The sequence below is a fragment of the Azorhizobium caulinodans ORS 571 genome (genome assembly GCF_000010525.1).
Taxonomy (GTDB): Bacteria; Pseudomonadota; Alphaproteobacteria; order Rhizobiales; family Xanthobacteraceae; genus Azorhizobium; species Azorhizobium caulinodans.
Window position 1 is genome coordinate 3,965,988 of record NC_009937.1, and the last position, 12,681, is coordinate 3,978,668.

Here is a 12,681-nt window from a genome sequence, read left to right on the forward strand (position 1 = left end):
AGATGACCCATGGCTGACGCATCGGTCCGTGTCGAGGACAAGCTCTTCTACAATCGCTACCTGGTCGATTCCGGCCGGGCCCACATCAAGGTGCGGCCGCACACCGAGCCGCCGCCGGCCCTGCTGAGCATGCTCAAGCTGTGCCCGGCCCGCTGCTACGAACTCAATGAAGCCGGGCAGGTGGAAGTCACCGTGGACGGCTGCGTGGAATGCGGCACCTGCCGCGTCATCGCCGAGCCCTCGGGCGACATAGAATGGACCTATCCGCGCGGCGGCTTCGGCGTGCTGTTCAAGTTCGGCTGACCGGCCGCATCATAAGGAGACGCCACATGTCCGACATCGAGACCCTCAAGGCCGAGATCAAGAAGCTCTCTGCCAAGTCGGTGAATGCCAAGATGAACCTGCACGACCTCTCCGAGGACCTGCCCACCAATTGGCAGAGCATCCTCGAGGTGGCGCAGGAGACCTACAACACCTTCAAGACGCTGGAAGACGCCCGCAAGAAGCTCAAGGAACTGGAAGCCGGTGCCGCGGCCTGATGCCGGCACGCCGGGCCGGCCCTGCCTGCCCTGACAAGTGGCGCGACAAGCTGCGCCCCCTCCCATGCCCAGGGACGGAAAAGCGACCGGCGGTCCCGATCGGGCCGCCGGTTTGCGTTTTGGCACCCGACGGCGGCCTGGACCGGACATCCTCGGCTCTCCGGCCCCCGTCCCCGTTCCAGATCACCGTCGAGGAATCGCTCGCGCGACACGCCGACCGCTCCGAAGGAACTGACCTCACGCAAATTTTTCCATTGTGAAGACGGCTGTCACGCTGCGTTCTCGCAATCGCACTGCTGCACCGCACACAACGCCCGTTCCAGCGGCGGCCGCGCTTTGGAGTCGGATAGAGAAATCCGATCAGAGAGCATCGCCTAAGGGTTTGTGTCCTTGGCATACCGCACACAAGGCGTCGCGAAAGTCCTCATATATAAGGGACTCGCACCTTTTGTCGCAGTTCCAAACGATAGAGATGTTCTATCGCAACATCCCACAGCTGGCTTGATCCGCCCTGCCCCTGTGACACATTCATTGGAACGATCACAAGGAAACCGCTTCAGGCGGGACGGGGAAGGGCATTGCCGATGGCCGGCTACGAACCATGGAGCGCCTCGCGCGCAGCGGAGATCATCGCCGAGCACCGGCACATGGATGGCGCCACCATGCCCATCCTCCACGCGGTGCAGGAGACCTTCGGCTTCGTCCCCGACCCTGTCGTGCCCATGATCGCGGAGAGCCTGAACCTCTCCCGCGCCGAGGTCTATGGCGTCGTCACCTTCTACCATGACTTCCGGCGCGAGCCGCCGGGCCGCCATGTCATCAAGCTCTGCGCGGCCGAAGCCTGCCAGTCCATGGGCTCGGAAAAGCTCGCCCGCTATGCGGAAGAGCGCCTCGGCATCGAGATGGGCGAGACCTCGCCGGACGGAAAGGTGACGCTGGAGCCCATCTACTGCCTCGGCCTGTGCGCCTGCGCCCCCTCGGCCATGATCGACGGCCGCCTCGTCGGTCGGCTCGACGAAGCCACCATCGACGAACTCGTGGCGGAGGCCGGACAATGAGCGTGCGCATCTTCGTTCCCAACGACGCCACCGCCATCGCCTGCGGCGCCGACAAGGTGGCCCGCGCCATCGAGGCGGGGCTGGCCGCCCGTGGCATCGTCGCCAACATCGTGCGCAACGGCTCGCGCGGCCTGTTCTGGCTGGAGCCCCTCGTCGAGGTGGAGACACCGAAGGGCCGTGTCGGCTACGGCCCGGTGAAGCCGTCTGACGTGGAGAGCCTGCTGGCCGCCGGCCTCGTCCACGGCGCGGACCATCCGCTGAGCGTCGGCCTCGTGGAGGAAATCCCCTTCCTCAAGAAGCAGACCCGACTCACCTTCGCGCGCTGCGGCATCATCGACCCGCTGTCGCTGGAAGAGTACAAGGCCCACGGCGGCTACAAGGGCCTTGCCAAGGCCATCGAGATCGGCCCCTCGGCCACCGTCGAACAGGTGTTCGAGAGCGGCCTGCGCGGCCGTGGCGGCGCCGGCTTCCCGACAGGCATCAAGTGGCGCACGGTGGCCGCCGCCCCCGCCGACCAGCGCTACATCGTCTGCAATGCGGACGAAGGCGACAGCGGCACCTTCGCCGACCGTCTCATCATGGAGGCGGACCCCTTCTGCCTCATCGAGGGCATGACCATCGCCGGCCTCGCGGTGGGCGCCACCAAGGGCTTCGTCTACTGCCGCTCGGAATATCCGCTTTCGCTGCAGGTGATGGAGAAGGCGATCGCCATCGCCCGCACCGCCGGCCTGCTGGGCAAGAATGTCGCCGGCTCGCAGTATGACTTCGACCTCGAAATGCGCATGGGCGCGGGCGCCTATGTGTGCGGCGAGGAAACGGCGCTGCTCGACAGCCTGGAAGGCAAGCGCGGCGTGGTCCGCGCCAAGCCCCCGCTGCCGGCGCACAAGGGCCTGTTCGGCAAGCCCACCGTCATCAACAACCTGATCTCGCTCGCCACCGTGCCGGTGATCCTGGAGAAGGGCGGCGCCTTCTACCGCGACTTCGGCATGGGCCGGTCGCGCGGCACCATGCCCATCCAGCTTGCCGGTAACATCAAGTTCGGCGGCATCTTCGAGACCGCCTTCGGCATTCCGCTCGGCGAGCTCGTCTATGACATCGGCGGGGGCACCGCCTCCGGTCGCCCAGTGCGCGCGGTGCAGGCAGGCGGCCCGCTCGGCGCCTATCTGCCGGTGCACCAGTTCGACACGCCGTTCGATTACGAGGCCTTCGCGGCCAAGGACGCGCTCATCGGCCATGGCGGCATCGTGGTGTTCGACGACACGGTGGACATGGCCCACATGGCCCGCTTCGCCATGGAGTTCTGCTCCCACGAGAGCTGCGGCAAGTGCACCCCCTGCCGCATCGGCTCCACGCGCGGCGTGGAGACGCTGGACAAGATCATCGCCGGCAACCGGCGGGAGGCGAACCTCGCCGTCCTTACCGACCTTTGCCAGACCATGAAGCTCGGTTCGCTCTGCGCGCTCGGCGGCTTCACGCCCTATCCCGTGCTCAGTGCCCTCACCCATTTCCCGGAAGACTTCGGCGCCACGCCGAAGCTGCCCGCGGCCGCCGAATAGGAGGAACGCCATGTCCCTCGTGCATGAAATCGACTACGGCACCCCGGCCTCCAAATCCGAGAAGCTGGTCACGCTCACCATCGACGGCATGAAGGTGCAGGTGCCGGAAGGCACCTCCATCATGCGGGCGGCCATGGAGGTGGGGAACCAGATCCCCAAGCTCTGCGCCACCGACATGCTCGACGCCTTCGGCTCCTGCCGGCTCTGCCTGGTGGAGATCGAGGGCCGCAACGGCACGCCCGCCTCCTGCACCACGCCGGTGGCGGACGGCATCGTGGTGAAGACCCAGACCGAGCGCCTGAAGCAGATCCGCAAGGGCGTGATGGAGCTCTACATCTCCGACCACCCGCTGGACTGCCTGACCTGCTCCGCCAATGGCGACTGCGAGCTTCAGGACATGGCCGGCGTCGTTGGCCTGCGCGAAGTGCGCTACGGCTACGAGGGCGAGAACCACACCAAGCTCGGCAAGGACGAGTCCAACCCCTATTTCACCTACGAGCAGTCGAAGTGCATCGTCTGCAATCGCTGCGTCCGCGCCTGTGAGGAAGTGCAGGGCACCTTCGCCCTCACCATTTCCGGGCGTGGCTTCGGCTCGCGCGTCTCGCCGGGCATGGACGAGCCCTTCCTGTCGTCCGAGTGCGTCTCCTGCGGCGCCTGCGTGCAGGCCTGCCCGACGGCGACCCTCAACGAAAAGGCCATGTACGAGATCGGCACGCCCGAGCACTCGCTGGTGACCACCTGCGCCTATTGCGGCGTCGGCTGCACCTTCAAGGCGGAGATGCGCGGCGACGAGCTCGTGCGCATGGTCCCCTACAAGGACGGCAAGGCCAACCGTGGCCACTCCTGCGTGAAGGGCCGGTTCGCTTATGGCTATGCGACCCACAAGGACCGAATCCTGAAGCCCATGATCCGCTCCTCCATCCACGAGCCGTGGAAGGAAGTGAGCTATGAGGAGGCGATCGCCTACGCCGCCTCCGAGTTCAAGCGCATCCAGGCCAAGTATGGCCGCCGCGCGGTGGGTGGCATCACCTCCTCGCGCTGCACCAACGAGGAAACCTACCTCGTCCAGAAGCTGATCCGCGGCGCCTTCGGCAACAACAATGTCGATACCTGCGCCCGCGTCTGCCACTCGCCCACCGGCTATGGCCTCTCCCAGACCTACGGCACTTCGGCGGGCACGCAGGACTTCGATTCGGTCGAGGACAGCGACGTCATCCTGGTGATCGGCGCCAACCCGACCGACGGGCACCCGGTGTTCGGCTCGCGCATGAAGAAGCGCCTGCGCGAAGGGGCGAAGCTCATCATCGTCGATCCGCGCAAGATCGACCTCGTGCGCACGCCCCACGTGGAAGCCGACTACCACCTGCCGCTGCGCCCCGGCACCAACGTCGCCATCGTCACCGCGCTCGCCCATGTGATTGTCACCGAGGGCCTCGTGAACGAGGACTTCGTGCGTACTTACTGCGACTGGGAGGAATTCCAGGAGTGGGCCGAGTTCGTCGCCGAAGAGCGCCACAGCCCCGAGGCTGTGCAGCAGTACACCGGCGTCGATCCGGCGCTGGTGCGCGGCGCGGCCCGTCTCTATGCCACCGGCGGCAACGCGGCCATCTATTACGGTCTCGGCGTCACCGAGCATTCGCAGGGCTCCACCACCGTCATCGCCATCGCCAACCTCGCCATGGCCACCGGCAACATCGGCCGGAACGGCGTGGGCGTGAACCCGCTGCGCGGCCAGAACAACGTGCAGGGCTCGTGCGACATGGGCTCGTTCCCGCACGAACTGCCCGGCTATCGCCACGTGGCCGAGGATGACACCCGCGTGCTGTTCGAGCGCGACTGGGGCGTGAAGCTGGACGACGAGCCCGGCCTGCGCATTCCCAACATGTTCGACGCCGCCGTGGATGGCACCTTCAAGGGCATGTACGTGCAGGGCGAGGACATTCTACAGTCCGACCCCGACACCCGTCATGTCTCCGCCGGCCTCGGCGCGCTGGAATGCCTCGTGGTGCAGGACCTGTTCCTGAACGAGACGGCCAACTACGCCCACGTCTTCCTGCCCGGCTGCTCCTTCCTGGAGAAGGACGGCACATTCACCAACGCCGAGCGCCGCATCCAGCGGGTGCGCAAGGTGATGGCTCCCAAGAACGGCTATGCCGACTGGGAAGTCACCATGATGCTCTCCAAGGCGCTGGGCTATGAGATGGACTACCAGCACCCGAGCGAGATCATGGACGAGATCGCCCGGCTGACGCCCACCTTCACCGGCGTCTCCTACAAGAAGCTGGACGAGCTCGGCTCGGTGCAGTGGCCCTGCAACGAGAAGGCGCCGGAAGGCACGCCGGTTATGCACATCGGCGGCTTCGTGCGCGGCAAAGGCAAGTTCATGCTCACCGAGTATGTGGCGACCGACGAGCGCACCGGCCCGCGCTTCCCGCTGCTGCTCACCACCGGCCGCATCCTCAGCCAGTACAATGTGGGCGCCCAGACCCGGCGCACCGCGAACGTGGCCTGGCATCCCGAGGACGTGCTGGAAATCCACCCGCACGATGCGGAGAACCGCGGCATCCGCGACGGCGATTTCGTCCGCCTCGAAAGCCGCGCCGGCTCCACCTCGCTCAAGGCCGTGATCAGCGACCGCATGCCCACGGGCGTTGTCTACACGACCTTCCACCATCCGATCACCCAGGCCAACGTCATCACCACCGACTTCTCGGACTGGGCGACCAACTGCCCCGAGTACAAGGTGACGGCGGTCCAGGTGTCGCCCTCCAACGGTCCGACGCAGTGGCAGGAAGAGTATGAGAAGCTCTCCCGCAACAGCCGTCGCATCGCCGAGGCTGCGGAGTGAGCTGTGCGTGACACCCGGCCACCCGCGCGTCGCCACGCCCTCTCCCTGTCCAGCGGGAGCGGGCGTGGTGGCGGCCGGGCCGGGTCACGGGCAGAGTGCTTGCAGTCGGAAGCCTTCGGTCCAATCTGTGAGACAGACCCCGTTTCGCGGATGGCATCATGACCAAGGCCCCTTCCCTCTCCCCTGACGACCTGCCGGAGATTCCGGACATTCCGGAGCCCGTCCGGCAGGTGGCCCGCGCGGTCTGGCGCGAGGGGGAGGTCGCGCAGGGCGAGCGCACGGTGCCGGAGGAAACGCCGGTGGCGCTCACCTATAACGGCACCACGCATGCGGTGATGATGGCCTCGCCCATCGACATCGAGGCGTTTGCGCTCGGCTTCTCGCTCACCGAAGGCATCATCCGCTCGTCCGCCGACATCCTCTCCCTCGACGTGATCGCGGTGGAGGATGGCATCGAGGCCCGCATGTGGATCGCCGAGGAGCGCATGGCGCTTCTGGGCGCCCGCCGCCGCTATCTCGCCGGCCCCACCGGCTGTGGCCTGTGCGGCGTTGAGAGCCTCGCGGAAGCGGTGAAGCCGGCCGCGCAGGTGGCGGGGGATCTCGTCATCGAGGCCAGCGCGCTTCTGGAGGCCATGGCGGCGCTGGGTCCCGCCCAGACGCTCAATCACGAGACGCGGGCGGTGCATGCCGCCGGTTTCTACCAGCCCGGCACCGGCCTTCTGGCGGTGGCGGAGGACGTGGGCCGGCACAATGCCCTCGACAAGCTGGTGGGCAAGGTGGCGCGCCTGCCCGAGGCGAACCCCGCCTCCGGCGTGCTGCTGCTGACCAGCCGCGTCTCGATCGAGATGGTGCAGAAGGCCGCCGTCCTGGGTGTGCCGGTCATCGCCGCCGTCTCGGCCCCCACCTCGCTTGCCATCCGCACAGCGGAGCGCGCGGGCATCACCCTGGCCGCCATCGTGCGCAGCGATGGCTTTGAACTCTTCACCCATCCCCGGCGGATCAGCCTCGGGACGAACCAACGGCAAGCCCATGTCGCATAGCCAGCACCACCACGAGCACAGCCACGGCGGCCACGCCCACGAGGGCACGCACAAGAGCTCGGACGAGCGCCTCGTCTATATGGCGAACCAGATCGCCACCTTCTTCTCCACCCAGCCCCATGCGGAGGCGGTGGACGGCACCCGCCAGCACATCCGCAAGTTCTGGGATCCGCGCATGCGCGGCCGGGTGCCCCACCTTCTGGCCGAGCACCCCAGCCTCCTGCCCATCGCCCGCGAGGCGCTGGAGGGCCTTCCCGCGTCGTCACACAACTGAGTTTCGCCTGCGGGTGCTCCGCTCACACCACGTGGGCGGGCGCCAGCGCGCAAGGGTGGGGTCCGGCCTCCAACTGAATGGTGACGTGGCCGATGCCGAAGCGACGCTTCATCTCGCCCGTCACTTCGGCCAGAAAGGTATCGTCTGGCGCAGGCGTCGTGCGGACGAGGTGCACCATGAGGGCGACTTCGGTGGTGGAGAGGCCCCAGATGTGGAGGTCATGCACCTCCGTGACGCCGGGCAGACCCGCCAGATAGGTCTCCACCGCCGCCCGGTCCACATGGCGCGGCACCGCGTCCAGCACCAGATCGACGCTGTCCCGGAACAGGCTCCAGGTGCCGGCGATGATGGCGACGGCGATCACGAGGCTCACCGCCGGATCGAGCCAGAGCCAGCCGGTCACAGCGATCACCCCTGCGGCGATCACCACGCCCAGCGAGATGGCCGCGTCCGCGATGAGGTGGACGAAGGCGCCGCGCACGTTCAGATCGCCCTTGCGCCCGGCCATGAAGAGCAGCGCGGTGCCGAAGTTCACGCCGATGCCGATGAGCGCCACCACCATGACCACGCCGGTCTGGACCGGCTCGGGATCGGACAGGCGGCTCACCGCCTCCACCACGATGCCGCCGGTGCCGAGCAGCAGGATGATGGCATTGGTCAGGGCGGCGAGGATGGACGTGCGGCCATAGCCGAAGGTGCGGCGCTCCGTCGGCACGCGCTGCGCCGCCCAGGCGGCGGCCCAGGCGAGCAGCAGGCCGAGCACGTCGGAGAGATTGTGGCCGGCATCGGCCAGCAGCGAGAGCGAGCCCGACCAGTAACCGAACAGCGCCTCCACCACCACGAAGGCGAAATTGGCCGACGCGCCGATGGCGAAGGCCCGCAGGGAACTGGGCACCGCATGGCTGTGGCCCGCATGACTGCCGTGGGAGTGGCCGCCATGCCCCTCGGCAGCGTGCGCGTGGCCCGCATGCCCCCCTTCACCATGGTCGTGCCCAGCGTGATTATGGCCGGCGTGCCGCGTCGTCTCGGCCGCATCGTGCGAATGATCGTGCTCGCTGCCCATGGCTCTCTCCCGCCCTCACGCCTTTACCGCGCCGATGAGGCCCGGCGTCAAGGCCGAGCGATCGGGGAATGTTCCCCGCCGAGGCACCGGCCCCGTCGCGGCTGCGCGGTACGTGCTCTAGGGCGCCTCCCATGGCAGGGGCATGACACGGCAGGCTCAGCCGAGGAAATCCAGCACCGTCTTCGCAAACGCCTCGGGCTGCTCGAGGCAGGAGAGATGCCCGCCCGGCAGGCGCGCCAGTTGCGCGCCGGGAATGCCCTGCGCCACCGCCTCGCCCCACTCGGGCGGTGTGGAGCGGTCCTCGTCCGAGACGATAACCAGCGTCGGCGTCGTGACCTTGTGCAAGGCGGCGCGGAAATCCATGTCGCGCATCGCGCAGCTCGTGGCCGCATAGCCCACCGCCGGCGTGGCGGCGATCATCTCGCGCACCCGCGCCACCGTGTCGGGCATGCGGGCCTTCACGCCGGACGAGAACCAGCTGTCGATCACCGCGTCGGCGATATGGTCCGTGCCTGTGCGGCGCACGGCCTTGATGCGCGCCTCCCAGATGCGCGGCGGGCCGGCATAGGCCGTGGTGTTGGAGAGGACGATGCGCTTCAGCCGCTTGGGCGCATGGATGGCGAGCCACTGCCCCACCATTCCGCCCAGCGACAGGCCGCAGAAGTGCACGGGGCCGAGCTTCAGCCCCTCCACCAGATTGATGAAATCGCGCCCGAGATCGCCCATGCCGTGCACGGCGTCCGGCGCGGTGCTCTCGCCATGGCCGCGCAGGTCGTAGCGCACGACGCGGAAGCGGGAGGCGAGCAGCGGCGTCACGGCATCGAACAGTTCGAGCGTCGTGCCGAGCGAATGGGCCAGCACCAGCGGCGGCGCGCCCTCCGGACCCTGGACGTCGAAGCGGAAATGTTCACCGGCGATTTCGAGGACAGACACGGCACGGGCCTTGTGCGGATATTGTATGCCAGACCGATGTATCGCCTTGTCCGGGCGGAGGAAAGCGCTTTCCGCGGAGGCGCACGGGCGCATGCGTCCCGCTATGAAAAGGGCCCCGCCGCAGCGGAGCCCGGAACGCCTCAGTCTTCGAGATCGGTATCCAGAATGGCCATCTGGAAATTGTAGGAGAGATCACCGTCTTCCTCGTCCTTGAAGAGGACGCCGATGAACTCATCACCGAGATAGACCTCCGCCGAGTCCTTCTTCTTGGGACGGGCCGTGACCTTGATCTGCGGATTGCCGAACAGCGTGCGGAGATAGCGCTGGACGCGTTCGAGCTCGGTTTTATCCAATGGTCATCCTCCAAATGTCACGGCACGCGCTCCAGCGCCCGTGGGGTCTGCGGCCGCGCGGGGCGGCGGATCGGCGAACGGACGAACGCGAGGGTTCAGATGTCCGCGCCGGCGTAAATCTCGACATCGAACATCTGGTCCATGGCACGGCTCGGCTCGGCGCAGCCGGCGCTGCCCACCACCTTGGCCGGCACGCCCGCAACGGTGGTCGCCGGCGGCACCGGATGCAGAACGACGGAGCCGGCGGCGATGCGGGCGCAATGGCCCACCTCGATATTGCCGAGCACCTTGGCGCCGGCGCCGATGAGCACGCCGCGCCGGATCTTGGGATGGCGATCGCCCCGCTCCTTGCCGGTGCCGCCCAGCGTCACGCCCTGAAGGATGGAGACGTCATCCTCGATGACGGCGGTGGCGCCCACCACCAGCCCGGTGGCGTGGTCGAGGAAGATGCCCCGGCCCATGGGCACGGCGGGATGGATGTCCACCTGCAGCACGGCGGAGACACGGCTCTGGAGATAGAGCGCGGCGTCGCGCTGGCCGTTCTCCCACAGCCAGTGGGCGAGGCGGTGGGTCTGGAGGGCGTGGAAGCCCTTGAAATAGAGCACCGGCTCCAGCACCCGCGTGGTGGCCGGGTCGCGGTCCACCACCGCCATGATGTCGGCGCGCAAGGCCTGCGAGAGGGACGGGTCCGCCGCCACCGCCTCGCGGTAGGCGCCGCGGATGGCATAGCCGGGCAGGTCCGGGTGATCGAGCCGGGCGGCGATGCGCTCGGCGATCACGCCTTCCAGCGTCTCATGGCTCACGATGGCACCCTTGAGGAAGCCCGCCAGCATGGGCTCGCGCGCGGCCGCTTCCTCTGCCTCACGACAGAGGCGTGCCCACACCGGGTCCACGAGTTCGGGACGCCGGTCGTTCGCGGGCTTGGTCGCCTGGAAACCATGCTGCAGCATCGCTGCCTCCCTGAAGGTCAGTGACCTTCCTTCTAGCACACAGATGGGCGTCGGGTCAGGCCACCCTGACCGGAGCGGCGATCAGGCCGGCTCGGCGAAGAAATCGAGCACGCCCTGCTTGAACACCTTGTCGCCCACGGCCGGATTGTGGTCGCGGTTGGGAATGTCGAGCGCCCGGCCGTTCGGCAGCAGCGCCGCCAACGCATGGGCATCGCCCGCGATGAGGTCGCGGGTGCCCACCGCCACCAGAACGGGATGACGGATGGACGCCACCTCCGCCCGGTCGAGGCTCTGGCGCGATCCACGGATACAGGCGGCGAGCGCCTTGCGGTCTGCCTTGTTGCTGTCGGCGAAGGCGCGGAACATGCGACCCATGGGGTCGGTCACGTCTTCCAGCGATGGCGCCTCGAGCGCTTCCGCGATGGATTGCGGCAGCCCCACCCCGTCCACGAGATGGATGCCGAGCCCGCCGAGCACCGCCTTGCGCACCACGTCCGGGTGGCTGAGCGTGAGCTGCGCCGTGACGCGCGCGCCCATGGAGTAGCCGATCACATCCGCCTGAGGAATGCCGAGCGTCTTCAGGAGATTGGCGGCATCCTCCGCCATCAGGCGGGTGTGGTACTGGGCCGGGTCATAGAGCTTCTGCGAGGCGCCGTGGCCGCGATGATCGAAGGCGATCACGCGCCGGCCGGCGTCCGTCAGCGTCTTCACCCAGCCCGGAAAGACCCAGTTGATTTCCTTGGTGGAGGCAAAGCCGTGGATGAGCAGGACGGGCGCCCCCTCCCCCTCGTCCAGATAGGCGAGTTCCAGGCCGTCGGACAGAAAGCTGGGCATGGGTTCCCTCGGGCAGGCTGGCGAAGCGAGGGCGGAACCTAGTGCGACAGGCCGCCGGAGGGAAGCGCCGCCGCAGACATGCGGCCATGCGCTGTGGACGGACCGCGCCTGCGCCTGCGCCACAGGGGCCGAAGCAGCGATACCACGAGGGCGTTGAAGGTGGAGATCGCGCCCACGAGCCAGACCAGCGCCAAGAGGCCCCACCACACCAGCCCCAGCACCGCCCCCGTCACCGCGAAGGCGCCCCGGCCGAAGCTCTTGAGCAGCGCCAGCGTCTGCGGCCCCTTGGCTTCCGCCACACGAGCAACGCGGGAGAGGTCGGCGGTGCCATCGGCGACCTTCAGGCTCTCCATGGTGGCGCGGGTGCCGGCCTTGGCCTCGATGGTGCCGGCGTCGGACAGCACGCGGCCGAGGTCGCGAAGCCGCTCTGTACGCACCACGCTTTTCAGCGCCGTGGCGTCGAGCGCCGCCACGCGTTCGGGCACCCGTCGCAAGGCGGCGAAGTCCACGCTCTCGCGCACCGAACGGACGAGGCCCGCGCCAAGACCTGCCGAGAGCCGCCCGGCGCGCTTCGCCCCCTTTACCAGCGACACACCCGCCCGCACCGGCGCAGGCGCCCCGCCCAGCGCATAGGTTCCGGCCGTAACCGCAAGGCCGACGGTGGAGAGGCCAAGGATCAGCTCATCGGCCTCCTCGCCCCGCGCCAGCTTCCAGCCCTCGCGGGTGGCGTCGCGAATGTCGCCCCAGACCATGAAGTCGCCCACCGCCGCCCCGGCAAAGCCGGGCAGGTCCTCCGGCGTGCCGGTGAGAAGGCCGGCGCCGAAGCTGCGCATCTGCTGCCAGGTGGAATGGGCATCAGCCTCCGCCGCCGTGACGCGCGCGCGCAATTCGGCCGGCAGCGCCAGGCCTCGCGCGTCCCCGAGGGCGACATAGGATGCGGCGAGGTCGGCATCCGGGGTCGCCAGCGCCGCCTCGATTTCGCGCCGGATGTCCTCGGCCGAGAGGCGCTCGGCAGCAAGGTCGGCCATGCGCGCCGGATCATCCCGCGCCATCACGAGGCGCACGCCGCTCTTCGCCGCCGGCAGCATCACCGGCAGCGCGCCGGCAAAGGCACCCAGCAGGCCCAGAAGAGCAAGGACACGGATCATGATGCGGCGGCTTTCCCCTTTCGCCTGAAACGGCAACGGCAGGCATCATCCTGCCGTTCCATTGCGGCAAAGGCGCGGAGGCCGC

At 68.1% G+C, this 12,681-nt stretch carries 13 protein-coding genes; 7 read left to right on the top strand and 6 right to left on the bottom strand.

Annotated features, from left to right (window positions below):
- The first annotated feature begins 9 nt into the window (after positions 1–9).
- From AZC_RS17745 to AZC_RS17775, 7 genes are all read left to right on the top strand, one after another.
- Positions 10–303 carry a ferredoxin family protein gene (locus AZC_RS17745; RefSeq protein ID WP_012171973.1) on the top strand — a complete coding sequence of 98 codons (294 nt, stop codon included), beginning with the start codon at positions 10–12 and terminating at the stop codon, positions 301–303.
- Positions 304–329: 26 nt separating this feature from the next.
- Positions 330–539 carry a CCE_0567 family metalloprotein gene (locus AZC_RS17750; protein WP_012171974.1) on the top strand — a complete coding sequence of 70 codons (210 nt, stop codon included), beginning with the start codon at positions 330–332 and terminating at the stop codon, positions 537–539.
- A gap of 584 nt (positions 540–1,123) precedes the next feature.
- Positions 1,124–1,597 carry a formate dehydrogenase subunit gamma gene (locus AZC_RS17755; RefSeq protein ID WP_043879541.1) on the top strand — a complete coding sequence of 158 codons (474 nt, stop codon included), beginning with the start codon at positions 1,124–1,126 and terminating at the stop codon, positions 1,595–1,597.
- A complete protein-coding gene (locus AZC_RS17760; protein ID WP_012171976.1) occupies positions 1,594–3,153 on the top strand; it encodes a formate dehydrogenase beta subunit in 1,560 nt (519 codons plus the stop codon). Before AZC_RS17755 ends, AZC_RS17760 begins: the two co-directional genes overlap by 4 nt.
- 10 nt (positions 3,154–3,163) lie before the next feature.
- A complete protein-coding gene (gene fdhF / locus AZC_RS17765; RefSeq protein ID WP_012171977.1) occupies positions 3,164–6,001 on the top strand; it encodes a formate dehydrogenase subunit alpha in 2,838 nt (945 codons plus the stop codon).
- 158 nt (positions 6,002–6,159) lie between these two features.
- Positions 6,160–7,041 carry a formate dehydrogenase accessory sulfurtransferase FdhD gene (gene fdhD, locus AZC_RS17770; protein ID WP_012171978.1) on the top strand — a complete coding sequence of 294 codons (882 nt, stop codon included), beginning with the start codon at positions 6,160–6,162 and terminating at the stop codon, positions 7,039–7,041.
- A complete protein-coding gene (locus tag AZC_RS17775; RefSeq protein ID WP_081434033.1) occupies positions 7,031–7,315 on the top strand; it encodes a formate dehydrogenase subunit delta in 285 nt (94 codons plus the stop codon). The genes fdhD and AZC_RS17775 overlap by 11 nt, the downstream gene beginning before the upstream one ends.
- Before the next feature lie 22 nt (positions 7,316–7,337).
- Here AZC_RS17775 and AZC_RS17780 read toward each other — a convergent pair whose 3' ends face one another.
- The 6 genes from AZC_RS17780 to AZC_RS17805 all read right to left on the bottom strand — a co-directional run bounded on the left by AZC_RS17780 (position 7,338) and on the right by AZC_RS17805 (position 12,596).
- A complete protein-coding gene (locus tag AZC_RS17780; protein WP_012171980.1) occupies positions 7,338–8,378 on the bottom strand; it encodes a cation diffusion facilitator family transporter in 1,041 nt (346 codons plus the stop codon).
- 156 nt (positions 8,379–8,534) lie between these two features.
- Positions 8,535–9,311: a 3-oxoadipate enol-lactonase gene (gene pcaD, locus AZC_RS17785; protein WP_043879542.1), complete on the bottom strand. Its 777-nt coding sequence runs from the start codon at positions 9,309–9,311 to the stop codon at positions 8,535–8,537.
- Between the two features lie 140 nt (positions 9,312–9,451).
- Positions 9,452–9,664, bottom strand: a complete 213-nt coding sequence (locus tag AZC_RS17790) for a DUF3126 family protein (RefSeq protein ID WP_012171982.1) — start codon at positions 9,662–9,664, stop codon at positions 9,452–9,454.
- 95 nt (positions 9,665–9,759) lie between these two features.
- Positions 9,760–10,614, bottom strand: a complete 855-nt coding sequence (gene cysE / locus AZC_RS17795; RefSeq protein WP_043879543.1) for a serine O-acetyltransferase — start codon at positions 10,612–10,614, stop codon at positions 9,760–9,762.
- 81 nt (positions 10,615–10,695) lie between these two features.
- Positions 10,696–11,448: an alpha/beta fold hydrolase gene (locus AZC_RS17800; protein ID WP_012171984.1), complete on the bottom strand. Its 753-nt coding sequence runs from the start codon at positions 11,446–11,448 to the stop codon at positions 10,696–10,698.
- Between the two features lie 38 nt (positions 11,449–11,486).
- Entirely contained in the window at positions 11,487–12,596 is a 1,110-nt protein-coding gene (locus AZC_RS17805) for a hypothetical protein (protein ID WP_043879544.1), read from the bottom strand.
- Positions 12,597–12,681: the final 85 nt, after the last annotated feature.